The 24,400-nt window shown below is 56.1% G+C and carries 24 protein-coding genes; 16 read left to right on the forward strand and 8 right to left on the reverse strand.

The window, feature by feature from the left end:
• Positions 1–4: 4 nt before the first annotated feature.
• Positions 5–1,168: a YncE family protein gene (locus J2I47_RS10950; RefSeq protein WP_229374500.1), complete on the forward strand. Its 1,164-nt coding sequence runs from the start codon at positions 5–7 to the stop codon at positions 1,166–1,168.
• Here the strand turns inward: J2I47_RS10950 and moaA are convergent, their stop codons facing one another.
• On the reverse strand, positions 1,169–2,149 hold the full coding sequence (gene moaA / locus J2I47_RS10955) for a GTP 3',8-cyclase MoaA (RefSeq protein WP_207364614.1): 981 nt from the start codon (positions 2,147–2,149) through the stop codon (positions 1,169–1,171).
• A 122-nt stretch (positions 2,150–2,271) separates the two neighbouring features.
• Here moaA and J2I47_RS10960 point away from each other — a divergent pair, with 122 nt between their 5' ends.
• Positions 2,272–2,742, forward strand: coding sequence for a GAF domain-containing protein (locus J2I47_RS10960; protein ID WP_207364615.1), 471 nt, complete (start codon positions 2,272–2,274; stop codon positions 2,740–2,742).
• A gap of 208 nt (positions 2,743–2,950) precedes the next feature.
• Here J2I47_RS10960 and J2I47_RS10965 read toward each other — a convergent pair whose 3' ends face one another.
• From J2I47_RS10965 to J2I47_RS10975, 3 genes are all read right to left on the reverse strand, one after another.
• A complete protein-coding gene (locus J2I47_RS10965; RefSeq protein ID WP_207364616.1) occupies positions 2,951–3,505 on the reverse strand; it encodes a hypothetical protein in 555 nt (184 codons plus the stop codon).
• Between the two features lie 102 nt (positions 3,506–3,607).
• On the reverse strand, positions 3,608–5,074 hold the full coding sequence (locus J2I47_RS10970; protein ID WP_207364617.1) for an MFS transporter: 1,467 nt from the start codon (positions 5,072–5,074) through the stop codon (positions 3,608–3,610).
• Between the two features lie 82 nt (positions 5,075–5,156).
• Positions 5,157–5,423 (reverse strand): hypothetical protein, encoded by a 267-nt coding sequence (locus J2I47_RS10975; protein WP_207364618.1) that lies wholly within the window; start codon positions 5,421–5,423, stop codon positions 5,157–5,159.
• Between the two features lie 324 nt (positions 5,424–5,747).
• On the opposite strand from J2I47_RS10975, the gene J2I47_RS10980 reads away from it, so the two are divergent.
• A complete protein-coding gene (locus J2I47_RS10980; RefSeq protein ID WP_207364619.1) occupies positions 5,748–6,011 on the forward strand; it encodes a DUF2442 domain-containing protein in 264 nt (87 codons plus the stop codon).
• Here the strand turns inward: J2I47_RS10980 and J2I47_RS10985 are convergent.
• Positions 6,005–6,520: a hypothetical protein gene (locus J2I47_RS10985; protein ID WP_207364620.1), complete on the reverse strand. Its 516-nt coding sequence runs from the start codon at positions 6,518–6,520 to the stop codon at positions 6,005–6,007. The two genes, J2I47_RS10980 and J2I47_RS10985, sit on opposite strands and share 7 nt — an antisense overlap.
• 87 nt (positions 6,521–6,607) lie before the next feature.
• On the opposite strand from J2I47_RS10985, the gene J2I47_RS10990 reads away from it, so the two are divergent.
• On the forward strand, positions 6,608–7,417 hold the full coding sequence (locus J2I47_RS10990) for an endonuclease domain-containing protein (RefSeq protein WP_207364621.1): 810 nt from the start codon (positions 6,608–6,610) through the stop codon (positions 7,415–7,417).
• Positions 7,418–7,657: 240 nt separating this feature from the next.
• A complete protein-coding gene (locus J2I47_RS10995) occupies positions 7,658–8,242 on the forward strand; it encodes a hypothetical protein (protein ID WP_207364622.1) in 585 nt (194 codons plus the stop codon).
• Between the two features lie 52 nt (positions 8,243–8,294).
• Here J2I47_RS10995 and J2I47_RS11000 read toward each other — a convergent pair whose 3' ends face one another.
• Positions 8,295–9,254: an HNH endonuclease gene (locus tag J2I47_RS11000; RefSeq protein ID WP_207364623.1), complete on the reverse strand. Its 960-nt coding sequence runs from the start codon at positions 9,252–9,254 to the stop codon at positions 8,295–8,297.
• A 298-nt stretch (positions 9,255–9,552) separates the two neighbouring features.
• Between J2I47_RS11000 and J2I47_RS11005 the strand changes: the two genes are divergently transcribed.
• The 3 genes from J2I47_RS11005 (at position 9,553) to J2I47_RS11015 (ending at position 13,909) form a co-directional block, all read left to right on the forward strand.
• A complete protein-coding gene (locus J2I47_RS11005) occupies positions 9,553–11,022 on the forward strand; it encodes an amidohydrolase (protein WP_207364624.1) in 1,470 nt (489 codons plus the stop codon).
• A 230-nt stretch (positions 11,023–11,252) separates the two neighbouring features.
• The gene (locus tag J2I47_RS11010; RefSeq protein ID WP_207364625.1) at positions 11,253–12,890 is read left to right on the forward strand and encodes a putative maltokinase; all 1,638 of its coding nucleotides are present in this window, start codon (positions 11,253–11,255) and stop codon (positions 12,888–12,890) included.
• Between the two features lie 191 nt (positions 12,891–13,081).
• Positions 13,082–13,909: an SDR family NAD(P)-dependent oxidoreductase gene (locus tag J2I47_RS11015; protein ID WP_207364626.1), complete on the forward strand. Its 828-nt coding sequence runs from the start codon at positions 13,082–13,084 to the stop codon at positions 13,907–13,909.
• Positions 13,910–14,022: 113 nt separating this feature from the next.
• On the opposite strand, the gene J2I47_RS11020 is transcribed toward J2I47_RS11015, so the two are convergent.
• Entirely contained in the window at positions 14,023–14,967 is a 945-nt protein-coding gene (locus J2I47_RS11020; protein ID WP_207364651.1) for an acyl-ACP desaturase, read from the reverse strand.
• Between the two features lie 171 nt (positions 14,968–15,138).
• Between J2I47_RS11020 and J2I47_RS11025 the strand changes: the two genes are divergently transcribed.
• The 8 genes from J2I47_RS11025 (at position 15,139) to J2I47_RS11060 (ending at position 23,094) form a co-directional block, all read left to right on the forward strand.
• Positions 15,139–15,876, forward strand: coding sequence for a lysophospholipid acyltransferase family protein (locus J2I47_RS11025; RefSeq protein ID WP_207364627.1), 738 nt, complete (start codon positions 15,139–15,141; stop codon positions 15,874–15,876).
• A gap of 171 nt (positions 15,877–16,047) precedes the next feature.
• Positions 16,048–16,869 (forward strand): thymidylate synthase, encoded by an 822-nt coding sequence (locus J2I47_RS11030; RefSeq protein ID WP_207364628.1) that lies wholly within the window; start codon positions 16,048–16,050, stop codon positions 16,867–16,869.
• A gap of 110 nt (positions 16,870–16,979) precedes the next feature.
• Complete coding sequence (locus J2I47_RS11035) at positions 16,980–18,428, forward strand: leucyl aminopeptidase family protein (protein WP_207364629.1); 1,449 nt, start codon at positions 16,980–16,982, stop codon at positions 18,426–18,428.
• A 264-nt stretch (positions 18,429–18,692) separates the two neighbouring features.
• The gene (locus J2I47_RS11040) at positions 18,693–19,148 is read left to right on the forward strand and encodes a (2Fe-2S)-binding protein (protein WP_207364630.1); all 456 of its coding nucleotides are present in this window, start codon (positions 18,693–18,695) and stop codon (positions 19,146–19,148) included.
• Between the two features lie 76 nt (positions 19,149–19,224).
• On the forward strand, positions 19,225–21,492 hold the full coding sequence (locus J2I47_RS11045) for a xanthine dehydrogenase family protein molybdopterin-binding subunit (RefSeq protein ID WP_207364631.1): 2,268 nt from the start codon (positions 19,225–19,227) through the stop codon (positions 21,490–21,492).
• Positions 21,493–21,499: 7 nt separating this feature from the next.
• Positions 21,500–21,871: a hypothetical protein gene (locus tag J2I47_RS11050; protein WP_207364632.1), complete on the forward strand. Its 372-nt coding sequence runs from the start codon at positions 21,500–21,502 to the stop codon at positions 21,869–21,871.
• A 103-nt stretch (positions 21,872–21,974) separates the two neighbouring features.
• Positions 21,975–22,130 carry a hypothetical protein gene (locus J2I47_RS26550; protein ID WP_229374514.1) on the forward strand — a complete coding sequence of 52 codons (156 nt, stop codon included), beginning with the start codon at positions 21,975–21,977 and terminating at the stop codon, positions 22,128–22,130.
• 112 nt (positions 22,131–22,242) lie between these two features.
• On the forward strand, positions 22,243–23,094 hold the full coding sequence (locus J2I47_RS11060) for an aldo/keto reductase (RefSeq protein ID WP_207364634.1): 852 nt from the start codon (positions 22,243–22,245) through the stop codon (positions 23,092–23,094).
• 243 nt (positions 23,095–23,337) lie between these two features.
• On the opposite strand, the gene J2I47_RS11065 is transcribed toward J2I47_RS11060, so the two are convergent.
• Entirely contained in the window at positions 23,338–24,306 is a 969-nt protein-coding gene (locus J2I47_RS11065; RefSeq protein WP_207364635.1) for a glycosyltransferase family 2 protein, read from the reverse strand.
• Positions 24,307–24,400: the final 94 nt, after the last annotated feature.

Below are 24,400 nucleotides of genomic sequence, written 5' to 3' on the forward strand. Positions count from 1 at the left end.
GCCTATGCTATCACTACGCAGATTACTCTTCTTCGGGGCCATGGTTTACTGCCTGTTTACCCTGACCGGCTGGAGGGCGCCCGGTGGCAAACCCCGAAAACAGGCCTCTGCGCCCGCCCCCGCCCTCAAACGCTACCTGTATGTGATCACGCCGGGTGTGCGCAACTACCTTGGCTACGGCGGTCATGGCATCCAGGTATTCGACATCGACAACGGGCACCGGTTTGTCAAATTCATTCCGGGAAAAGGCGGGCTACGAAAAGACGGCACCCCCTCAAACGTGAAGGGCGTAGCCGTTAGCCTGGCCACCAACTGCCTGTATATCAGCACCCTGGAAGCCATACAATGCCTCGACCTGACCACCGAAAAACTGGTTTGGGAACGCACCTACGAAGGCGGCGCTGACCGGATCGCCATCTCCCCCGACGGCACCACCCTCTACGTGCCGTCGCTGGAAAAGGAGTTCTGGACGGTGGTTAATGCCAAAACCGGCGACGTGATCAGTAAGATCGTTACCAACTCAGGCGCCCACAATACCATCTACGGGCCAGATGGCAAACACGTTTACCTGGCCGGGCTTAAGTCGACGATGCTCAACGTGGCCGATACCAAAACGCATACCGTAACGAAGCAGGTTGGCCCGTTCGGGGCCGATATCCGGCCCTTCACCATCAATGGAGCACAAACGCGCGTTTACGTCAACGTGAACGGACTGCTGGGCTTTGAAGTGGGCGACCTGGTTACGGGCAAAAAACTTCACCGCGTTGAAGTACAGGGATTTAACATCGGCGAGGTAAAGCGGCACGGTTGCCCCAGCCACGGCATTGGCCTCACGCCCGATGAGCGCGAACTATGGCTCTGCGATGGCGCCAACAACCGGATTCATGTGTTCGATAACACGGTGATGCCGCCCGCGCAGAGAACGGCCATCCTGGTGCGCGACATGCCGGGGTGGATTTCGTTCAGTGCGGATGGCCACTATGCTTATCCCTCAACGGGCGACGTGATCGACGTGAAAACGCGGCGGATTGTAGCCACGCTGGAAGACGACCACTATAACGCCGTGCAAAGCGAGAAGATGGTGGAAATCCACTTTCGCGACAATAAACCCGTTTTCGCCGGAAACCAGTTTGGTATCGGGCAGGTAGGGGCTAAAACCAGCCACTAATTACCCGCCAATGGTCGACATGGACTCGGTTACTTCGGGGCGGTGGGCTTCGGCCTCAAACCCGTTTTTGGGGCGGTGGGCAAACGCTTTCAGGAAGGCCGCCGTGAGATCGTCGTTGGTGGCGCCGCTTCTGAGTAAGGCCCGTACGTCGAGTACGCCGTTGTCGTAGAGGCAGGTTTTCAGCGTACCCTGCGCCGTGAGGCGAATACGATTGCAACTCCCGCAGAACGTGCGTGTGTAGGCCGCAATAATGCCCATAGTACCCACATGGCCGGGGGCCTGCCAGGTGGTGGCGGTGGCATGGGGGGCGGCGGGGCGCGGTTGCAGATCAGGGTAGAACGACTTCAGTTCAGCCAAAATGCGCTGGTGCGTCCAGGTCAGAACAGGGTAGTGGTTGCCCTCACCATTGAACGGCATCTCCTCAATAAATCGCACGTCAATGGGCTGATTACGAGCCAGCTCAGCCAGCGCAAACAAATCCTGCGTATTCTGTCCATCCATCACCACGGCGTTGATTTTCACGCGGATATTGTGCGCCAGCAGTTCGTCGAGGGTAGTCAAGACGGCGGGGAGTTCATCGCGGCGGGTGATCTGATGGAACCGGGCGCGGTCGAGGGTGTCGAGGCTGAGGTTCACCGATTTGATGCCCAGCCGCGCCATATCGGCCACGTGCGGGGCGGTGAGTACGCCGTTGGTGGTCATGTGCAGTTCGTCCATGCCGGGAATGACCGACAGTCGTTCCAGAAAGCCCATCAGCCCCGCCCGCACAAAGGGTTCGCCCCCCGTAAGCCGCAGTTTCGACACACCCATGCGGGCGAGCACCGCCACCAGCCGCTCCATTTCTTCGTAGGTAAGCAACTGCTGTTTGGGCAGATACCTGATCCCCGCTTCGGGCATGCAATAGAAGCACCGCAGGTTGCAGCGGTCCGTTACGGCCAGACGCAGGTAGGTAATGGGACGGTTGTGGTTGTCGAAAAGCATCAGATGCAGAACAGTTCAGCGGGTGGTATCGTTGCGATAACGGTAAATATGGCCCGGAAAAGTAAGACTTTTGCAATGACTACGCCACCCCGGTCATCTAACCTCAACTAACGACGCAGCCCATGCTCGACACACAACCCATTTTCGATACACTTATTCCGACTACGCCAACGGATCAGCCCGACTGGAACCGCTTCCTGGCCCAGACCCTGCAAACATTTGATTGCACCACGGGTACGCTCCACCGCCTCGACCCCGATTCGGGTCTGCTCACGCTGGTAGCCTACGCGGGTTTGCCGCCGTTTATCGTGCCCAAAATTGAAAAGATACCCGTGGGCAAAGGCATGGCGGGCATCGCCGCCGAACGCCGTGAGGCCGTGCAGCTCTGCAACCTGCAAACCGACGAGTCGGGCGTGGCGCGGCCGGCCGCGCGGGATACTAAAGTGGAGGGGTCCATTGCCGTACCTGTTCTGTTCAACGGTCAGCTCTACGGCACCCTCGGCATTGCCAAGCCCGTGCCCTACGATTTTACGGACGAAGAAGTCGAGGCCCTCATGAACATCGGCGAGGCCGTAAGTCAGGTGTTGGTGTAGCCCCCCCTACCGTAGCTGCTGACGCCTGTAGGTATTTCGTCCCGTAGGGACGAAATAGCGCAGCGTCGGTAGCAAACCGGGAAAAACCGGTACCCCGTTACGGCCATTGACCTATTCATGCGCTACTACCCCACAAAACGGCAAAACCGGCTCATTTGAGCCGGTTTTGCCGTTTTGTGTTAAAAAAGAGGAGGTACGCGTACTACAATTACAGACTAAACTCAACCCGCTCACCTGACAGTGGTTCGAAATTATCCAGTACTACGTCGGTAGTCGTGGTAGCCATATTTACGTTCCAGGTGGCATTAAACCGGCTTAGCTTGCTCGGTGCTGACTTACCGAAATTCATCGTCAGCGCCGTGATGGAAATAGCCCCACCGTAGTAGGCAACCTGCCCGCCAATGGTAGCATACCAGCCGCCGCTGTAAGAAGCACCCTGATCATCGGTGGCTACGACAGTGCCATTCGGCGAAAACACCAGCTTGTAGCCTGTATAATCGGTGGTCTTGTCGGAGAAGGCCCGGTAGTAGGATTTCACCGTCCAGGTACCGGTTGGCATGATGGGGCCAAGGTTGTTGATAGGCGTTGGATTGGGCGTAAGCACAGGCAGCGCTCCCGTTGGCGTTGGCGTCGGGGTGGTGCCCCCGCCACCAGAAGACCCCTGACGGGCGTTGGCAGCTGGATTAACCACCTCCTGCGAATGGTTGCACGAGAGCGTGCTGATGGCAAGTAGGGCAATGGCGGATGCGATACTAATTTTCATATTACACTTGTTTGGTTAAAGAGTACAGTGGCAATACGGACTAGGTAGATTTCGGGTTGCGCAAGAATTGAAAACAATTTTTGGCACCCGGCTAACTACCGTCTAATCAATATCATTACTTACGGGTAAGGATGGAATGGATTTCATTTTTCCGCGGGAAAACGAAACGGCCGCCGCCGCCAGCACCAGCGCAGTCATGACCAGATAGGTGTAGCGCATGCCCGTCAATTGGGCGGCGGGGCTCATGGGGCCGGTGTGGTAAGTTTGGGCGTAGTAGTTGCGGGTGCTGTACCAGATGGCCGCCGAGAGCGCAATACCCACCACCAGGCCCATGTTCCGCATGAAGGCAATAATGCTGCTGGCTACCCCGCGCTGCGCCAACGGGGCCGCATTGAGGGCACTGCTGCTATTGGGCGACTGGAACAGGGCGAACCCCAGGCTGGTGAGCGCGCTCCGCCAAACCACGTTGTGCCAGCTCCAGTCGGCCTGCAAAAACGAAAACGAAAAGTAGCCCCCCGCCGCCAGCACCAACCCCGTACTGGCCAGCCAGCGCGTACTGACCCGGCTCGACAGGTAGCCGCCAATGGGAGCCACGATGCTGAGTGTGAGCGGACCGGAAAGCAACACAAGGCCTGCTTTTTCGGGCGTAAAACCGAGCAGTTGCTGCAGGAAAAACGGGATGATAAACAGGTTTCCCCCCGACGCCACAAACGCCAGCCAGGCCGCCACAATGGCCGACGTGTAGGGCCGCACCCGAAACAGACTCAGTTGCAGCATGGGCACGGGTGTGCGGCTTTCCCACCAGAAAAACCAGCCCAGCAGCACAAAACCGGTGCCCAGCAACCCCAGCACCAGCGGATGCTGCCAGCCGTAGTCGGGTTCCGGGCCGAAGTCGAGGCCCGTCAGCAGCGTGGTGACGCCCACCAGAAACAGCCCCGCCCCCACCAGGTCGAAGGTGCGCCGAATGTCCTGACTAGGTAGCGTGGGACTTTTGGGCAGTACCACCCACGCCCGCCAGATGGCAATAAGGCCGATGGGCAGGTTAACGAAAAAGATGCTGCTCCAGCCGAATTTCCCCAGCAGCAGTCCGCCCACCACCGGCCCCGTGCTGGACCCCGCCGCCACAATGGCCCCCATCAGCCCCAGGGCCTGCCCCCGTTCGGCGGGCGTGAAGGTGTCGGAGATAATGGCCGGGGCGATGGCAAAAATGATGGCCGCCCCCAGCCCCTGCACCACCCGAAACCCCACCAGCGACACCAGGTTCCAGGCCAGCCCGCACAACACCGACCCCAGCACGAAGATGGCGAACCCCGCAATGTACATGGTACGCCGCCCCAGCCAGTCAGAGAGTTTGCCCATGATGAGCAGGGTGCTGGTGGTGGTCAGCAGGTAGCTCAGCACCACCCATTCCACACTGTCGCCCGCGCCGAGTTCACGGCGGATGGTGGGCAGGGCAATGTTGACAATGCTGCTGTCGAGGGTGGCCATGAACGTGCCGAAGGCCAGCGTAGCCAGCACAAGCCATTTGTTGGGGGTGGCGGGTGCTGAAAGCGTTTGGTTAGAGAGCACGGGCGGGCGATTAGAAAGACACGGTCGTAACGCCCCAGGCCGTGCCGTTGTTTGGGCAGGTGGCCACTGGGCACGCCCCTACCTACTTCGTCTGCCGCGCGTGGATTTCCTCGAAATCACCTTTTGTCCAGCGCGGATTTTGAAAGCCGTAGGGGTCTACAATAAATCGCCCCGTTTTCGTGTCCAGAATAGTCACGCCGCGCTCACCCGTCACAGCCTGATAGCGGCGCACCTCATCTACTGGCTGTTGGACGGCCTGCGGCGCGGGTTTGTTGGCCATCAATAGCAGGCCACCCATCAAGCCAGCACCCAGGAATACCGATTTCAGATCAATCGTAAGCGTTTTCATAGTCGTATCGGAGTTATGTTGTCTTGCTTAGACCCGCCCACAAGGCAATCTGTTTAACAGGACCGATGCTTTATGTCGACTTTGATGAATGAGTAACAGTTGGTCACGCTCCCGAAGCCGACGGCTACTGGCTCCGCAAAGACGTGCAGGTGTGTAGCCTACAAACCATCTGGAAACTAACGGAACCCCTGAATGTGCTGCTGTAGATTGCTTGCTACGAACGATCTTATTCACCAACTCAGCCGACAGACGCGCCAACCTGTTTAAATTCGTGAATGATTTACCCCGATAATATTGCTACTTAATTATTAAGGACATACTGTGATGAGGACACTATTAATAACAGAAGCCGAATATGTGGGCGATCACATGCTACAACTGACCTTTTCTGATGGCACCTCACAAACGGTTGACTTCGGACCTTTTTTGTTGGATCACCCTCATCCTCAACATAATAAGTATCGCCGACTAGCCAAGTTCAAACGTTTCCGCATCGAACGCGGCAACGTAGTATGGGGCAAAGACTGGGATCTTATCTTTCCAGTGACCCAATTACACCAAGGGTATATAGCCCCGGCTGTCTACTGACCTTCCTCGTTCGGAAACTGTTGCTCAAAATCAGCCAATTCCGTTTCCACGTGCGCTCGTTCGCGGGCGTCTAACTGGCTCAATTCGTGGCGAATTACCTCGGCATCATAAGCTGATTTGAGTTCGTCAAGGGGTATTTCCAGTTCCCACGTACAGGTGCGGCTATGTACTTCGGGCCTGTGGCCCAGCCGAAATACCTCCGTCATACGCCCCTCCCGAAAGCGGGCTTTGAAGCAAAACCAGTGATCATCAACAACCGTGTAGAACACAATGTACCCATGTGCATCGACCAGACGGACCTCGTGCCAGCGCGTTTTGCTCTCCCATCCTTTAGCGGACATAGCGGCTACCGTTTCCAGGTACCCCTCGCTCGTAATGTTGTATACCCCGTATTTGTCCTCCAATGATTTCGTCTGGAACATAATCACACCGGCTCCCAATCGCTCAACGTCTGCGGGCGTGAGTGGCAACTGAGCCGAATCAATGCGGATGTTGTCGTAGAAACTCATAGTAAGGGCTGATAATCAGCACAAAAATAGCTAATGCATTGGTTAGTAGCCTTGTAGTTATATTACGTTTGCCTCATCTTTACAACCATGAGCAAACGCCCGCTTAACGACACGCTCGTAGCTTTATTTAAAGACAAGACCGATTTCCTGTTGGCCCGTGACGAGGGTTGGTATCGCATTCCAACCAGTTCACGCGTTCCGGCTATGGTGGAGGATGGTAGCCTGCGCTATATCTCGTTCTACTTCAAAAAAAGCTTTGGCGAATGGAAGTATTCGATTCGCCATGTGGCTGTGGTGACAAGCATTAACGTAATGCGGAGGCGGTTCTTATTTCCCGATGAGACGCTAAACAGCAAATCAGATAAGACATACTATAAAATCAGTTTCGGGCCACTGGAGGCACTTCCCAAACCCATTATCAGCCATCGGGGCAGGCAATTACTATTCATTCCAACGACCTTCGACAAACTGCAACACGCCGACGAGATCAACGATATTTTCGCCGACAGCCCTTTGGAAGATCGTTTATGGGCGGAATTGAAGAGGCATAATCTGCCCGCCGAGAGGCAGTTTTTTTTACAGACTAATGAACAGAACTGGATTTGCGATTTTGCATTTTTCTGTAAAAATGGCAATATCAATGTTGAGTGTGACGGTGACGAATACCATATGAAGCCAGAGCAGGTCATATATGACAAAAACCGCAATAATCAGATTTCTGCTGTAGCTAATTGGGCACCCTTGCGCTTCACCACCAAACACCTTATGAACGAGATGGACAATACCATCCGCACAATCAAGCGCAAGATTGACAAGTTCGGTGGCCTGCACTATGCTCAAGAAGACACGTTTAGGTACGTATCCAAGCAAGACGGGCAGTTAGGCTTGTTTGAGTAGAAAATTTTATATAGTTTGCAAGGCTCTGTTATCTGGCGCTATCGGCAAGTAACATTTAAAATATTTGTCTATTAATGAACAATGTCCATAGTTCATTAATAGACAAATATTTTAATTGATTTCAAGGCTTGATTGTAATTTTATTTAGTTAAAGTTTGGATCATAACACTCACGGTCCCAAGCTATCTTAATAGAGAAATTTCACCGAAAATTGATTACTACAACAAACATAATTTTAAGATGGGACTTTATATACAAACTTTAGCTGGGGTACCCGACGCAAAACGAAGTTACTACATATATCTTCTTGACTATGGCTGGTATGAGCCTTTAGGACATGCGCTGAGTAGCAATTTTCTCAAAATGGCTGAAATCGCTAGCCAACATGATGCCGTTGTTATTGGAAGTATAGGCAACAGAGTCCATTTCTGCGACAGCGTATTTTCATACCATAATATCAATGGCGAAAATGCAGATGAAGTACTACCAGCAATTCTGATAACTAACCGTCACCCAAATGAATTCAGAGAGAGTTTTGACGGAAGACAAGGTGACATAAATAGAGATGATTACAAAATTATTTTATTTCCTTTAAAGAAGTACTGTACAAGTACGACAGATGTTGTCAATTATGTTGACAGAATATTTAAAGACATTGTTGAGAACAAGGACTTGTCTGATTTTAAGATAGCAAAAGAAATGAAAAAAGGCCTTGGAAGAGCCTTAATAGACGGCATACTGCTTGAGCCAAATATTGCGGGAATGGGTTATAGTTTTAAACCTCTTTTAGACTACTTTCGAGATAGAAACGATTCTAAAATTTAGCTATTCCTATTTGCCGACGTACGATTTTAGATTAGTTTAAGCAGAATATGATCTATCTCCTAAACTTTTCCCGCAAATGCCACTCAAACGCTTCCCTATTTGGGTAATGCTGCTTGCCTAGAGGTGGGCGGAGGGATTGCCCGGCGAATTGATGGAGGTTGTAGGGGCTGGCGGGGTTGTCGGTGAGGGCGGGGGAGATCAGGACGCGGTATTGGGCGTCGATGCCGATCATGCCCCGGTCAAAGGCGGTGTGCAGGGTTGGGCAGAGGGCAATGCCGTTGCTCACGTGGTCGTTGCCCGATACGCTGATCGGTACGATATGGCACGCCTCCACCAGCGACGTGCCCCCGGTGGTAATCACCCGCATTCCGGAAATGGCGCAGGTAAAATCGTAGACCTGCGGCACTAGGCGTTTAAATAGTCCACCGCGCACAAAGCGCGTTTCTTCATCGTCGGCGGTCAGGGCGGGTTGGTAGGTGCCTGTGGGTTCGTTGAGCAGGTACGTTTCCAGGTCGCCCAGGTAGCTGCGTCCGGCGTTTTTGATGCGCAGAAACTCCGCTTTGCGGGCGGGGAAATAGGTGTCCAGCAGGGTGTTTCTCAGCAGCAGGCGCGGGTACGTATCCGTTAGCAGCGCGTAGAGGTCGTTGGCGAAATGGGCGTAATCGAGGCGCTCGCTCAGGGTGTTCACGCTACGGATATAAACGTCGATCTGGTAGCCGGGTTTGGGTTGCAGGAACCAGAAGCCTTCGTTTTTCAGGTAAAAAAAGGGTTGCGTGAAATCATCATTAGGACCCGCCTCGGCCAGCAGCGCAAAGTTTTCTTTGAATGTCGCCACCAGTTCCGGCGTCACACCCACGCGGTTATCGGTGATGATACCTTTCTCCAGTAACTCAATGATTGTCAGCAGCAAAACGGGCTTATGTGGGGCCTTGCCGTACTTGGTGCCACCCTGTTTCAGGCGGCTAAACTGGCGGACGTAATGGGCTAAGCGGGGTGCGTCGGGCGGGGTCATAACGAGCGGTGTGGTAGTAGGCAAAGATGTAATGTGGCATTGACTACCGGGGCTGTGGGGTAAATTGGTATTTTTAGGGATTGGCGTATACCTTCATACGTCTTTACCAGACAATTTTCTCATCGTCTTGCCGTGGTGTTTTTGTCATCCCGACGACAGGAGGGATCTACTTTCCCACAACCGAATTGTCCATTAGGGCACTAGATCCCTCCTGTCGTCGGGATGACAAAAGAAGGCGGGATGACAAAAACACCATGGCGAGATGCTGAGGAATCAAAAGCAACCCAATACAACCCACATGACCAAACAACTCCTCGTCTCCCTCCTGCTGCTGCCCGCGCTGGCATTTGCCCAGGCGAAGAAAGCCGCGCCAAAATCAACCTCACCTGATCGCGACAAGCAGGCCATCATCGCCGACCTCGACAAGCGGTTTGCCGAATACGCGGGCCTTTCCAAACAGATCTGGGACTTTGCCGAACTGGGCTATCAGGAAGAAAAAAGCTCGCTGCTGCTGCAGGAACAGCTAAAGAAGGAAGGCTTCGACGTGAAAGCGGGCGTGGCGGGCATCCCCACGGCCTTTGTGGCCACCTACGGGTCGGGCAAACCCGTCATCGGCATCCTGGGCGAATATGACGCCCTGCCGGGCCTCGCCACGGAGGCCAAACCCGATTTCACGCCCATTCCCAACCAGAAAGGCGGGCACGGCTGCGGGCATAACCTCTTCGGCACGGCCTCGGTGGCGGCGGCGGTCGAGGTGAAAAACTGGCTCAAGGCCGGTCACGCGGGCACGGTCAGAATCTACGGCTGCCCCGCCGAAGAGGGCGGCGCGGGTAAGGTGTACATGGTGCGCGAAGGGCTGTTTAACGACGTCGACGTAGTACTGCATTGGCATCCGGGTGCCCAAAACGCGGCCGATGCGGGCACGTCGCTGGCCAACAAAAACGCCAAGTTCCGGTTTCGGGGCATTGCCGCCCACGCCGCCGCCTCGCCCGAACGGGGCCGGTCGGCACTCGACGGCGTAGAGGCGATGGATATGATGGTCAACATGATGCGCGAACACGTGCCGTCGGATACGCGGATACATTACGTGATCACGAAGGGTGGCGAGGCTCCCAACGTGGTGCCCGCCTATGCCGAGGTGTACTATTACGCCCGCCACAAAGACCGCGACATTCTGCAAAGCGTCTGGAAACGAATTGAAAACGCCGCCGAAGGGGCTGCCAAAGGCACCGGTACGAAGGTGGAGTGGGAAGTGCTGGGGGGTGTGTTTAACCTGCTGCCCAACGTGACCCTGGCCGAGGCTATGCATACCAACCTGAAAACGGTGGGCGGCATCACCTACACGCCGGAAGAAACGGCCTTCGCCGAGAAAATCCGCAACACCTTCCCCGACGATCAGCGCGTACCCATCACCAACGCCGCCCAGATTAAAGACTTCCGCGACGCCTCGGAAAGCGCCACGAGCGGCGGCTCCACCGACGTGGGCGACGTGAGCTGGACGGTGCCGACGGTGGGCCTGCAGACGGCAACGTGGGTGCCCGGTTCCAGCGCCCATAGCTGGCAGTCGACGGCGGCAAGCGGCATGAGCATCGGCCAGAAAGGCATGATCGTGGCGGCTAAAACCCTGGCGCTGACAGCCTTGGATTTATATAACAACCCCGCCCTGATCGAAAAAGCCCGCGCCGAATGGCTCCAGAAACGCGGTGCCAACTTCAAGTACGAAGCCTTATTGGGTGATCGCAAACCCGCATTGGATTATAGGAAGTAGTGGGCAGTGGCAGTAGGCAGTGCTTCGCGTGCGGCTCACCTCACCCCCAGCCCCTCTCCTCCAACCAGGAGAGGGGAGACGAGTTAGGAAATTCTGCAACCAAGGGTAAGCCTAATTAAGTACTTTATTTTGGTAAGACTCCCCTCTCCTGGTTGGAGGAGAGGGGCGGGGGTGAGGTGAGCCGCACGCGAAGCTTACCCACTGCATACTGTAGAACTGCATACTGTAAAATGAACTCGACCCTCCCCTTCTCGGCCTTTGCTACCGACATTGATCTTCACGCGCAACTGGCTGCCGACGTGCTGCCGGCCTATGTCAACACCTGCCGGTGGTTTGCCGGAAAAGCCCGTCAGCAAACCGGTGTGCGGGTGCAGTCGGTGCTGACGCTGGCAGACCAACCGGCTGACGGTCAGCCGTTTTACCTGCTTATTCTGGAAGCCACCTATGCCGATGGGGAGCCGGAGCAGTACCAGTTGCCCCTGGCGTTTGTACCCGACGGCACCACTACCGACGCCATTCCTGACAAGGGTATCCTGACCACCGCCACGTTTGCCGACATGCCGGGACACCTGGTCGATGCCATCTACGTGGCCCGGTTTCGCGAGGCACTGTTCCGGCATCTGGCCGCCAGCGACGTGGTGACGCAACCAGTAGACGGGGCGGGGCAACTCCTGTTTAGTCGGGGGCTGGGCCTGGCCGATGGCGCTCCCGGCGATGCGCTGATTTCGCGGGTGCTGCCCGTGGATTCGAGCAATTCGGCGCTGGTGTTTGGCTATGCATCGCAGGGGGAATTGCTGTTTATGAAACTGTACCGGAAGTTGTTTGCGCAGACGAACCCGGAGGTGGAGATGGTGGCGTTTTTGACCGAAACGGGTGGTTTCGGGGCTATTCCGGCCTATGCGGGGCAATTTACCTGGCAGCAGCCCGGCACCGAACCCATCACGCTGGGCATGATGCAGCGCATGGTTGCGGACAACAAAGACAGTTGGGACATGACCGGCGACTACCTCAACGATTTCCTCTACGCGGTGCCCAACCGGCTTTTTGCCGTGAAGGAAGACGTCTTCGAGAAAGTGGCCCTGCTGGGCCGGCGCACCGCCGAAATGCACCTGGCCCTGTACAAAAAAACCGACGACCCGGCCTTTTTCTCCGAACCCTTCACCGACGACTACCGCACCTTCCTCACGGGCCGCTTCACCGACCTGCTTAACCGCCGCTACGACCTGCTGGTCAACAACTACGACCGCCTCGACCCGCAGGCGCAACGGCTGGCGTGGGTGTTTATGGAGGCCAAAGAGATGATCGACGATTTTGTGGCCGATTTCCAGACGCGCCCGCTCGGCTCGTGCCGCATCCGCATCCACGGCGACTACCACCTGGGGCAGGTGCTGGCCCTCCCCGACGATTATGTGATCATCGACTTTGAGGGTGAACCCGAAAGCACTATCGCCGACCGCAAGATCAAGCATTCGCCCCTGAAAGACGTGGCGGGCATGATCCGGTCGTACCACTACGCGGTGAGTGCCAAGCTCTTCAACGCCGCCGAAACGGAGGGTATCTCGCCCGAAAAGCTACAGGTGGTATCTGACCGCTGGTACAAACTCATCCGCGACACCTACCTCGACGCGTACCTCGACACCTTCGGCTCACCCCACCCGATGTTCTACGACAACGGTGAGATCAACTACCTGTTGCTCATCTACTTACTCGAAAAAGCCGTCTACGAACTGGGTTACGAAATCAGCTACCGCCCCACTTGGGTGAAAATCCCCCTCAAAGGCATCGTCGACGTAATCCGCGAAATCGAAAAGCTCCAGCCCGGCGGTCAGCACCGGCAAATGGCAAGCGCGCCATTACATTTGGTGTAGGTTTTTAATGTAAAATGCGGTCCGACGGGTCGGCTTCGCGCGGATTGCCCTTCGACAGGCTCAGGGTGACAGCCCATCTAAATCAGTTCAGGTACGTTGATTCAAGTTCCCTGTCACCCTGAGCCTGTCGAAGGGTCCACAGCGCGTAGCCGACCCGCGCGAAGCCATTTTACATTCTCCCTTCCTCTTCTATGAACACCCTACTCATCACCGGCGCAGGTTCCGGCATTGGGCGCGAACTGGCGCGGCAGGCGGCCCTGACGGGGGCAACCGTCATGGCTACCGACATCAACGAAGCGACCCTCGCCGAGACAAACCAGCTGGCGGGCGGCAAGCTGCAGACCCACCGCCTCGACGTGGCTGATGCGGCGGCAATCGAGGCATTTGCGGCAATGATCATTCCCACGCTACACCCCGAAAAACCCCTGATTTTGATCAACAACGCCGGTGTTGCCCTGGGCAGCGGCCCCTTCGCCACCACCGATCTCGCTGATTTTGAGTGGCTGCTGAACATCAATCTCTGGGGTGTTATCCGGATGACGAAAGCGTTTTTGCCTTATATGCAACAGCACAACCGGGGACAGATCGTCAACATCAGCAGCGTCTTCGGGTTGGCGGGGGTAGAAAACCAGTCGGCCTACTGCACGGCTAAATTCGGCGTACGCGGCTTTTCTGATGTGCTACGGATGGAGCTGCTGGGTACGGGCATCAGCGTTACCTGCGTACATCCGGGGGGCATCAAAACCAACATCGCCGCTGCCGCCCGCATTGGTAAAGGCGGGTTTGTCACCGAAACCATGCACAAACAGGGAGCCGCCTCGTTCGCCGCGGCCGCCAAAACCACACCCGCCCGCGCCGCCGAAATCATCCTGGCTGGTGTGGCCCGCCGCAAAGCCCGCGTCCTCATTGGCAACGACGCCCGCCAAATAGAATGGATAACGCGCTTATTTCCAACGCGCTACGTTTCCATCATCAAGAGCCAGATTCAGAAAGCATTCAATTTTAGTGATGAACGTTGAGTGGTACGTGCGTAGTGGCTTCGCGATAAGTGCCCTTCGACTAGGCTAGTTCGCCGTGGTCCGGCATACTGGTGCAGTCCCCGACGTACCACTGCCCACTGCTACTTCCTCCTCTACTTTATCCAGCTAAACTCGTAGGCCAGGTTGGGTATGCGGGTGCGGTCGGCGAGGCGGGTGAGGCGGGCGGGGAGCGCCATGAGGTAGTCGCGGGCGCGCTGGGCATCGTCGGAGAGGTCGGCGAAAGCGTCTATTTTCCAGTCGTTTAGCAGTGATTCCAGGATCTGTATGTAGTCACGGACCGTGTATACGCCAATGCGCTGGGCGGCGTCGGAGAAGTGCGAATAGGTGTTGCCCAGGTTCACGCCGCTCTCGCGGAGCATGTGGGCGGGCATGACAATCTTCTTGCGCATCATGTCTTCAAACGCCAGCATCATGCCGGAGGCGTCGTGGGTGAAGATTTCGGCAACAAACGCTTTGTACGCCTTCGCATGGCGCATCTCGTCGGCGGCAATCACCCCACAAATCTGCGACAGCAACGTATTGCCCGACTGCTTGGCCTGCGTGGCGGTGCGGCGGTGCGAAATGTTGGTGGCCAGTTCCTGAAACGACGTGTAGACGAAATTCCGGTAGGGGTCACGCCCGGTCTGAATATCGTAGCCGTCGGCGATCAGGTATTGCGTTGAGGTCTCCATGGCCCGCATGTTTACCCGGCCCGACAGGTACAAAAACTTGTTGAGCAGGTCGCCGTGGCGGTTTTCTTCGGCCGTCCAGCCGCGCACCCACTGCGACCAGCCCTTGGGGTTTGTCTGGTCAACACCATCAACGTCCATGAGCCACGCCTCGTAGGTAGGCAGGGCTTCTTCGGTAATCGTGTCACCTACCAGTACGGCCAGGTAATCATAAGGCAATGCCTGCGCCTGCTCCTGTAACACCCGAACTTCGTCTAAAAATGTGGGGCGGGTGGAATCAGGCAACAAATCGGCGGGTTGCCAGTTGGTCTCAATAGGTTTTAAATACTCGGCAATCAGGGCATCCATCTTGGCCCCGATATATTGCATTACTTCGATCCTGAAGGTCACGGTGAGGGTTGATTTACAGGCGTTTCGCCTTAACAATAGCACATAATACAGGGCAAGAATCGCCTTGTGCCTATACAAAAGTAAAGCATAATAATTGGCTTGTTACCTATTTTTGGGCGCTATTGCATTGATTTTAACCTCAACGGTCCCATGAAGAAGCTAATTGATTACTTACTCACGCCGCTGTACCTGCTCTATTTTGGCCTAACCCTCCTGCTTTTTCACCTGGCCCAGTTAATAGCCTACTGGTTGGGTGGTCGTCCGGCCCAAAAAAAGGTAGCCGACTGGCTCAACGCCTCAATAGTCTATGGCTGGTGGCTAACCGGTTCGTCGTTCCGGTTTCAATATGACGCTCCCCTGCCAACCAACCGCCCCCTGCTCTTCGTAGCTAACCACCAAAGCCTCTTCGACATCTCGCCAATTCTTTGGTTTCTGCGCCGCCAGAATCCGGTTTTTGTTGCCAAAGTCGAGCTGTCGCGGGGCATTCCAAGCATATCGTATAACCTGCGCCAAAGCGGAGCAGCCCTTATTGACCGGAAAGACGTTCGGCAGTCGATGGGGCAGCTAAGTCGGCTGGGGCAAGAACTGAACAAGCGGCGGTGCTCGGTCGTGATTTTTCCCGAAGGCACCCGCAGCGCTTCCAACGAACCCCGCGAATTTGCCCCTGCCGGACTGGCTATTTTGCTCAGAAAAGCCCCCGACGCGCTGGTGGTGCCCATTGCCATTGCCAACACGGGCCATTTCAACCCACGTGGCCTGTTTCCTCTCCGGTCATTCACCCGGATGTCGTGGACGGTACTCCCCCCCATCGACCCCACCGACGCCAGCATCGAACACGTAGCCGAACGCGCCCGAACCGCTATTGTTGAAAAGTTGAGCGCATTGTAGGGGCGGGCCATCGTGCCCGCCCGCTTTCGGACACGTCAGTGCCCGCCCGCTTGTCAGATTCATATCATTGATACCCTTATTTTTGCGCTACCATTTTGCTACGGAGCAAGCGGCCACCAATGTGTCCGAAAGCGGGCGGGCACGATGGCCCGCCCCTACAAACCCCACCCTATGCAGGCTTATCACGACTTACTGCGGCATATTCTGGCCAACGGCACCCGCAAAACCGACCGTACCGGCACCGGCACCCTCAGCGTATTTGGTTACCAGATGCGGTTCAACCTTCAGGAAGGCTTTCCGTTGCTGACCACCAAAAAAGTACATACCAAGTCCATCATCCACGAATTGCTGTGGTTTATCCGGGGCGAAACAAACATTAAGTACCTGACCGACAACGGGGTGACGATCTGGAACGAATGGGCCGACGAAAACGGTAACCTTGGCGACGTCTACGGCAAGCAGTGGCGAAGCTGGGCCGCGCCCGATGGCCGTGTGATCGACCAACTGAGCGACGTGCTCCGCCAACTGAAACAATCGCCCGACTCGCGGCGGATGATCGTCTCGGCCTGGAACCCCGCCGACGTGCCCAGTATGGCCCTGCCCCCCTGCCACCTGCTGTTTCAATTCTACGTGGCTCCCCCCGACGAAGCAAAAGGACAGACGAAACCACAACTCTCGTGTCAGCTCTATCAGCGGTCGGCCGATGTGTTTTTAGGCGTACCGTTCAACATTGCGTCGTATGCCCTGCTCACGATGATGATCGCGCAGGAATGCGGTTACGAAGCCCATGAATTTATCTGGACAGGTGGCGATACGCACTTGTACGTCAACCACTTAGAGCAGGTCGACACGCAGTTGTCGCGCTCATTTCGCCCCCTGCCCATTATGCGGCTGAACCCAGACATCAAGTCAATTTTTGATTTCACCTACGCCGATTTCACCCTCGAAAACTACGACCCCTGGCCTGCTATCAAAGCGCCGGTGGCGGTATAAATGGGGAGGAAAGGAGGCCGGAGGAAAGGGAGAACGGAGGTTTACGCAGGAGTACGCTTGCGATAGCCTTCATTCTTCCTTTCCTCCGTCCTCCTTTCCTCCCCCTTCCTATGCAACTTCATTTTCACACCAGCGCTGCACCCGCCGACACCACAGTCTGGCCGGTTCAGAAAGGGCAATCAGTACCCGAATTTGCCGCTTCGGCGCAGGCCGATTTTAACGGTGATGTAAACGAAACCCTGCTGCTTTACGGCGATGGGCGTAAGCGGTTGCTGCTGGGCCTGGGCGAAAAAACGGGCCTTAATGGGCTGCTGAAGGCCTTCCGCAAAGCTTTTTATACCAACAAAGCGAAACTCGGCAGCCGTGTGTCGCTTGATCTGACCGGCCTGGATGCCCGGCAGGTCGAAGCTGTTTTGCTGGGTATTCAGGCCGGGGGCTACAACCTGAAACTGTACCAGACCACCCAGCCCGAAATAGCCCTTTTTTACACCGACGCGGGCGAACTGCATGTTCAGGTGGCCGAAGCTGATTTGACGGCTGCGCAGGAAGCGGGTCGCCGGGCAGGCATCATCTGGGAGGCCCAACGCGCTATGCTCGATCTGATGAACGCGCCGTCGAACTACAAAACCCCGCAAACCCTGGCCGACTGGGCGGTGGCGTCGGGGCGGGACCATACTTACAGCGTCACTATTCTGGACCACGACGAGCTGGCCCGGCAGGGTTATAATGCGCTGCTGAGCGTAGGGCAGGGCAGTGAAAACCCGCCCCTGCTCATTGTTTGTGACTATACGCCCGAAAACAACGCCCTGACCACGGGGCAACCAGTGCGTACCATTGGCCTGGTGGGCAAAGGCGTCACCTTCGATACGGGCGGCGTGTCGATTAAGCCATCGGCGAACATGCACCTGATGAAAAGCGACATGGGTGGGGCGGCGGCGGTGCTGGGCACGGTAGAAGTGGCCGCCCGGCTGAAACTGCCCGTGCGCGTAGTGGGCGTGGTGCCCGCCACCGAAAACGTAGTCGACGGGATGGCCACCAAGCCCGGCGACGTCATTACATCGTACCTGGGCAAGACCATCGAAATCATCGACACCGACGCCGAAGGCCGCGTGATTCTGGCCGACGGCCTGGGCCATATGGTACGCCACATCCAGCCCGACGTGCTCATTGACCTGGCTACCCTCACCGGCAACGTCATAGCGGCGCTGGGCTACCAGGCCGGGGGGCTGTTTACGGCTAATGACGACCTGGCGGCGCAACTGCTGGCGGCGGGTACCCAAACCGGCGAACGTCTCTGGCAACTACCCCTCTGGGACGACTACAAAGACGACATCAGTTCGGACGTGGCCGACGTGAAAAACTACAGCGGCAAACCCATCAACGGGGCCATCGCCGCCGCCAAATTCCTCGAAGCCTTCACCGACAATCACCCCGCCTGGGCCCACCTCGACATTGCGGGCATGGCCTTCGCCGATACCGAGTTTGGCCAGCAAAAGAACGCTACCGCGTTTGGTATCAGGCTGTTGCTGGATTACCTAGAACGGATAGCCGTTCAATAAACATAATATTAATAGGATGCAAGGGCAGAAAAAGCCGCGCCAGCATTTGCTGAACGCGGCTTTTTGGCTTTGTGAGGCAACAGGAGAACATTACCCTTTTTGGCAACAGGAGCAGGTTCACTTAATCGCACTTATAACGTATTCTTTTTCAACCAGTAATAATGGTAGGAACATCCGTAATTCATATACCAATCACCTCTATCATAAACGGGATATTTGTAACTAGTGCATTCTCTTAAGAAAAACGAACTAAACACTATCGCTGTGGCAACATTCAACTTAAAAATCAACGGAAAAATCAGCCGCGTGGATGTCGACCCAGCAACGCCGATGCTTTGGGTGTTGCGCGACCATCTGAATTTAGCCGGTACTAAATACGGCTGTGGTATTGCCCAGTGCGGCGCCTGCACGGTCCATCTGGGCGGAACGGCGGTTCGCTCCTGCCAGTTGCCGGTTTCGGCGGTGGGGAAAGAGGCCATCACCACCATCGAAGGCTTGTCGGCCAAAGGAGACCACCCCGTTCAAAAAGCATGGCTGGAGCACGACGTGGCTCAGTGCGGCTACTGCCAGGCGGGACAGATCATGAGCGCGGCTTCGCTCCTGAAAAGCAACCCCAAACCATCCGACGAGGACATCGACAATGCGATGAGTGGCAACATCTGCCGCTGCGGTACCTACACCCGGATTAAGGCAGCCATCAAAACAGCATCTAAACGATAACCGGATAGACCGCGAATTTTTATGATCATTCTTCATTATAACGATCATAAAAATCCGCGGTCCATCCATCATCCCTATGGAAACCGCAAACACCAATTATAACCGGCGTTCCTTTCTAAAGGTATCTGCCCTGGCGGGCGGGGGTATGCTGATTGGCTTCAACCTGTTCAGTAGTGCCAAAGCCGCCAACCTGGTACCCACTGCCACCCCACCGGGCGAGGCAGCAGGGCTGACCAGCTTTATCAAGATCAGCCCGGAGGGCAAGATCACCATTCTGGCCCCCAACCCGGAATTTGGCCAGAACGTGAAAACAGCCATGCCCATGATCGTGGCTGAAGAACTGGACGTTGACTGGCAGCAGGTTATTGTTGAGCAGGCTCCGTTCAACACCAAGCTCTATGGTCGGCAGTTCACGGGCGGCAGTCAGGGCATACGGCAGGGCTGGAAAAGTCTTCGCACGGCGGGGGCCTCGGCCCGGCAGATGCTCATAGAAGCCGCCGCCCAGGCCTGGCAGGTACCCGCCGCAGAAATTACCACCGAGGCGGGTGTCCTGCACCACAAAGCAAGCGGTAAATCGGCGGGGTACGGGGCAATGGCTTCGGCAGCCGCTGCCCTGCCGGTACCCAAGGATGTCAAGCTCAAAGCGGTCAATACTTTTAAAATCCTCAGCACCTCCCACAAAAACGTGGAGGGAACGAACATCGTGACGGGGAAACCATTGTTCGGCCTGGACTACCGCCAGCCGGGCATGCTCATCGCCATGATGGTTCACCCACCGGCGTTTGGCCAAAAGCTCAAATCATTCGACGCGACGCCAATCCGGAAAATGCCCGGTATTCAGGATGTGTTTTCCATCCAGGTGTACCCCGATGAGTACGAACGGCAAATCTTTGATGACCGGACGTTCAACGAACTGGTGGTCATCGTGGGCCGGTCGACCTGGGAGGTGATGCAGGCCAAAAAGAAACTGCGGGTGAACTGGGAATCCATGGCCGACCGGGTTGAAAAGGAAAATGCCTTTGGTCAGAAACGGGAGGTAACCATTCCGGGGGGCCTGGAAAGCACAGACGCCCATTATGCAAAGATGAAAGAACGGGATGCCCAACCGGCGAAGCAGCTTCGCCGGGATGGTGACCCCGAAGGAGCGTTCAAGTCGGCGGCCAAGGTCATCGAGCGTACCTACACCGCTCCTTTCCTGGCGCACAACAACATGGAGCCGCTCAACTGCTTTGCCCACGTAACGCCGGAAAAAGCGTTTCTGGCCGCGGGGACGCAGGCGCCCGACTTCATTGAACGGACCATTGCTGCCCGCCTGGGCATGCCGATTGACAAGATCGACATTCAACTGACCCGCATGGGCGGTGGTTTCGGTCGCAAAGCGTATTGCCACTACATGGTCGAGGCGGCCCTGATTTCCCAAAAGATGAAGGCGCCCGTCAAACTGATCTACACGCGGGAAGACGACATGACTTACGGTATATACCGGCCCATGTACAGCCTGACCTTCCGGGCCGCTTTTGATGCGGCCAACAACCTCACCGGCTTTCACGTGCGGGGTGGTGGCATACCGGAAAGCCCGCTGGGGCGCTCGGAAGGCAACTTCCCGGCGGGTGCGATTGACAATTACCTGGCCGACGAATGGGCGTTGCCGTCCAATATCACCATCGGGGCGTTTCGGGCACCGCGGTCAAACTTCATTGCCGGAGCGCAGCAGGCGTTTTTAGATGAAGTGGCCGAGGCGATGGGTAAAGACCCTATTGATTTCCGGCTTGAGTTGTTGGAGCGGGCGAAAAAGAACCCCGTCGGCAAAAACAATACCTATGAGGTAGACCGGTACGCGGGTGTGCTGAAACTGGTGCGCGATAAGTCGGGCTGGGGGCAAGGCAACCAACCTGGTGTTCACCGGGGGGTGGCGGTCTATTTCTGCCATAACTCCTATGCCGCCCACGTGGTAGATCTGTCGATGAAGGACGGGCAGCCGGTGGTTGAACGGGTGACGAGCGCGGTTGACTGTGGCGTCGTGATCAACCCGATAGCCGCCAGCAACATGATTGAAGGGGCGGTAGTCGACGGGATTGGCAACGCGCTTTTCGGCAACCTGACCGTGAAGGACGGCAAGCCCGACCAAAGCAACTTCGACAAATACCGGATGATTCGCCACAACGAAGCCCCGAAGAAAATAGACGTGCATTTCGTCCAGAACGAAATCGATCCGACGGGCCTGGGCGAACCGCCGTTTCCGCCGGTCATTGCCGCGCTGGCCAACGCCCTCTACAAGGCCACGGGAAAACGTTTGTACACGCAACCCTTTGGTCCACAGCTTGGTAAATCGATTCAGGGCTAACAGTATCATGCAAAAAGCGCGCATTTTCCTGTTCATGCTGTTGCTGGGTATGGCCGTCGGCGGCCATACCCAAGCCAATCAGCGCAACAAGGTTTTCGTCGGTAAATGGGAAATCTCGATTGCCGACTCACCCGAAATAAAATTTATTACGAATCTGGTTCGCAAAAAGGGGCGGCTGACCGGCGAGCTGACCGACACCCGAAACCCTGCCGCCCCGAAGCTACCCATCACCAGGGTGGAAGAAAAGGGCAATAGTATGTCGATTTTCTACACCTCCGCCGAAAAAAAGGAATTGACCATCGACCTGACAAAGGTGGATGCCGATAACCTCAAAGGCACGATGTACACCTTCGACGCATCGGCAAAACGGATTAAGTGATGACGTAGTCAAATCAGCACACCATGAAATTGGCGTCGCCCCCACCAACGTAACCATCTTCGGAGAGTCGGCGGGAGGCGTTTCGGTTCTTTCGCTCCTGTCTATGCCGGTGGCAAAAGGCCTTTTGCCGGTTTACGATCCTAAAAACAATGAAGTCTTCGAGATTCGGCGGGATGGCTCGGCAGGCAGTGGGCCCGATGGGCGAAAAGCTAGGCTGGACGTGATGGAGAAAGCGGCCATGAAGGCGAAGACAGAGTAGAGTAGAGGGGGGAGTCTCTGAGGATACGGAATATCGGTAGTAATCCCCGTAATCCGTCTACTGGTTAGCCAGGAGAATAGGTAGACCTTTGCCCTGTAGAAGTACATGACATATGCAAAACGTAGTATTGAACAACGGGGTGAACATGCCCATTTTGGGATTTGGTGTTTTTCAGGTTCCTGATCTGGTGGAATGTGAACGAAGCGTGCTGGATGCCATTGCCACCGGCTATCGCTTAATCGATACGGCAGCTTCGTATGGCAATGAGACCGCCGTGGGCGAAGCCATCAAGAAAAGTGGCGTACCCAGAGAAGACTTGTTTATTACCACCAAGCTCTGGATTCAGTCGGATGGCTACGAGGGGACAAAACGAGCGTTCGACGCTTCGTTGAAAAAGCTGCAACTGGATTATCTGGATCTGTATCTGATTCACCAGCCCTTCGGCGACGTGTATGGCGAATGGCGGGCTATGCAGGAGTTGTATAAGGAAGGCCGAATTCGGGCCATTGGTGTCAGCAACTTCCAGCCCGACCGGCTGATCGACCTGATTATTCACAACGAAATCGTTCCGGCGGTAAATCAGATCGAAACACATCCCTTTCACCAGCAGGTGGAAACGCAACGGTTTTTGGTCGAAAACAACGTCCAGATCGAGGCATGGGGGCCTTTTGCGGAAGGCAAAAACGACCTTTTTCACAACGACCTGCTGCGGTCGATTGGCGCGCAGTATAACAAAACGATTGCCCAGGTTGTGTTGCGCTGGCTTACCCAGCGCGGGGTTGTGGCTATTCCCAAATCCGTTCGGAAGGAACGCATGGCCGAAAACATCAACAGCCTTGACTTTGAGTTGAGTCGGGCCGATCTGGAGGCGATCAGCACGCTGGAAACCGGGTCAAGCAGTTTCTTTGATCACCGCGACCCGGCGATGGTGAAATGGCTGGGGGAACGAAAACTAAATCTATAAACCACAATAGCAACGAAAATTCTGGTGAACGCATCTTTCTTCGCGCTATGCCTCCTGACACCAGGCCTGCATGGAAATGTTGCACAGGCACAAAACGCACACGGGGCAGGTACCCTGGCTACAGCCGGTGACTGAGGCTGAGCATGCCAACGCAAAGAAACAGGCGTCGCCTGACCAATAGGATCGTTTTGCCTGCGGGGCGCTCTGGTAGAATGAAGCGATTTTGCCGGAGGGCCAGTTTGTCTAAAAATAAAGGACCCGGTATTTCACCGCACCGTAGAGCCGCCAGTAGACCGAAAGAAACGGCGAGGCAACGGAGGTAGCTCCGGCGTGTTTGGCATTGGTGAGCAAATCGACCTGGTCAGACCACTCTTCCGACAGAGACAATCCCGTGCAGAATAACCATACCGCCAGCCCCAGCAACGCTACGGGCCAGTAACCTACCGCTGCCGACAGCAGGGCGACCACCAGCCCCGTCACGGTCAGATACTGCCGCGCCACCTGTGCTTCGGACCGGTGAACACGCTGCCGGACCAGTTCGGGATGGCGTTTGTAGAGCAGGGCATCGTAGCGGTTTTTGCGCTCGTTGTTCAGGCTGGCATACCACGACATAGGGCGCATGGGCTGCACCACCACGGCTTCGGGGCAACGCAGAATGGGAATGCCGATTTCGAGAAATTTAAATTGCAGATCGAGGTCTTCGCGCCAGGCCAGATCGAAGGTTTCTTCAAAGCCGCCCGCCCGCTGCAGGGCCATTTTCTGGCAAAAGCAGTTGGCCGTGGATAGCTCCGTTATATCAGGTACAGTTTGTGGCCGGGGTTGACCGGGCTGCCGGGGGGCTACTACCCGCACCGAGCCGGTAACCACCTGCGCCCCCCGCCGGAACATGCCCTGCGCGGCGGCCAGCCACGTAGGCTGGGGCAGGCAATCAGCGTCGGTGAAGGCAATAAACTGGCCCCGTGCGGCGCGCCAGCCCCGGTTTCGGGCGGCAGACAACCCCTGCCGGCTGGCCTGGGCGAGGTACCGGATTTCCATGCGGCTTTCGCGCGAAAAGGCTGCGACGGCTGCTGCAGTTTCGGGTTGATTGCGGTCATCGACCACCACGATCTCAAATTGATCGGGCGAGAGCGTCTGGGCATGCAGGGCATGCAGGCACTGGGTTAACTGGTCGGACTGGGTAGTTGGCAGCACGACCGTAAAATAAGGATCCATAGCGTTGTAGTGAGGGCTGAACGGGTGATGCAGTCAGCCTACAGAATATAAACACCATAGTGTAGTCAAAGACCGGGCCATCATCCCAACGCAT

This window comes from Fibrella rubiginis, from assembly GCF_017353185.1.
GTDB classification, from domain to species: domain Bacteria; phylum Bacteroidota; class Bacteroidia; order Cytophagales; family Spirosomataceae; genus Fibrella; species Fibrella rubiginis.

What these genes read in the sequence shown, in the direction of transcription:
- J2I47_RS11025 (WP_207364627.1), top strand. Translation starts at nt 15,139, where the DNA reads ATGAAGAAGCTAATTGATTACTTACTCACGCCGCTGTACCTGCTCTAT.
- J2I47_RS11030 (WP_207364628.1), top strand. Translation starts at nt 16,048, where the DNA reads ATGCAGGCTTATCACGACTTACTGCGGCATATTCTGGCCAACGGCACC.
- J2I47_RS11035 (WP_207364629.1), top strand. Translation starts at nt 16,980, where the DNA reads ATGCAACTTCATTTTCACACCAGCGCTGCACCCGCCGACACCACAGTC.
- moaA (WP_207364614.1), bottom strand. Translation starts at nt 2,149, where the DNA reads ATGCTTTTCGACAACCACAACCGTCCCATTACCTACCTGCGTCTGGCC.
- J2I47_RS10985 (WP_207364620.1), bottom strand. Translation starts at nt 6,520, where the DNA reads ATGAGTTTCTACGACAACATCCGCATTGATTCGGCTCAGTTGCCACTC.
- J2I47_RS10990 (WP_207364621.1), top strand. Translation starts at nt 6,608, where the DNA reads ATGAGCAAACGCCCGCTTAACGACACGCTCGTAGCTTTATTTAAAGAC.
- J2I47_RS10980 (WP_207364619.1), top strand. Translation starts at nt 5,748, where the DNA reads ATGAGGACACTATTAATAACAGAAGCCGAATATGTGGGCGATCACATG.
- J2I47_RS10960 (WP_207364615.1), top strand. Translation starts at nt 2,272, where the DNA reads ATGCTCGACACACAACCCATTTTCGATACACTTATTCCGACTACGCCA.
- J2I47_RS10965 (WP_207364616.1), bottom strand. Translation starts at nt 3,505, where the DNA reads ATGAAAATTAGTATCGCATCCGCCATTGCCCTACTTGCCATCAGCACG.
- J2I47_RS11005 (WP_207364624.1), top strand. Translation starts at nt 9,553, where the DNA reads ATGACCAAACAACTCCTCGTCTCCCTCCTGCTGCTGCCCGCGCTGGCA.
- J2I47_RS11020 (WP_207364651.1), bottom strand. Translation starts at nt 14,967, where the DNA reads ATGCAATATATCGGGGCCAAGATGGATGCCCTGATTGCCGAGTATTTA.
- J2I47_RS11060 (WP_207364634.1), top strand. Translation starts at nt 22,243, where the DNA reads ATGCAAAACGTAGTATTGAACAACGGGGTGAACATGCCCATTTTGGGA.
- J2I47_RS11045 (WP_207364631.1), top strand. Translation starts at nt 19,225, where the DNA reads ATGGAAACCGCAAACACCAATTATAACCGGCGTTCCTTTCTAAAGGTA.
- J2I47_RS11010 (WP_207364625.1), top strand. Translation starts at nt 11,253, where the DNA reads ATGAACTCGACCCTCCCCTTCTCGGCCTTTGCTACCGACATTGATCTT.
- J2I47_RS10995 (WP_207364622.1), top strand. Translation starts at nt 7,658, where the DNA reads ATGGGACTTTATATACAAACTTTAGCTGGGGTACCCGACGCAAAACGA.
- J2I47_RS10950 (WP_229374500.1), top strand. Translation starts at nt 5, where the DNA reads ATGCTATCACTACGCAGATTACTCTTCTTCGGGGCCATGGTTTACTGC.
- J2I47_RS11015 (WP_207364626.1), top strand. Translation starts at nt 13,082, where the DNA reads ATGAACACCCTACTCATCACCGGCGCAGGTTCCGGCATTGGGCGCGAA.
- J2I47_RS10975 (WP_207364618.1), bottom strand. Translation starts at nt 5,423, where the DNA reads ATGAAAACGCTTACGATTGATCTGAAATCGGTATTCCTGGGTGCTGGC.
- J2I47_RS11065 (WP_207364635.1), bottom strand. Translation starts at nt 24,306, where the DNA reads ATGGATCCTTATTTTACGGTCGTGCTGCCAACTACCCAGTCCGACCAG.
- J2I47_RS11000 (WP_207364623.1), bottom strand. Translation starts at nt 9,254, where the DNA reads ATGACCCCGCCCGACGCACCCCGCTTAGCCCATTACGTCCGCCAGTTT.
- J2I47_RS11050 (WP_207364632.1), top strand. Translation starts at nt 21,500, where the DNA reads ATGCAAAAAGCGCGCATTTTCCTGTTCATGCTGTTGCTGGGTATGGCC.
- J2I47_RS26550 (WP_229374514.1), top strand. Translation starts at nt 21,975, where the DNA reads ATGCCGGTGGCAAAAGGCCTTTTGCCGGTTTACGATCCTAAAAACAAT.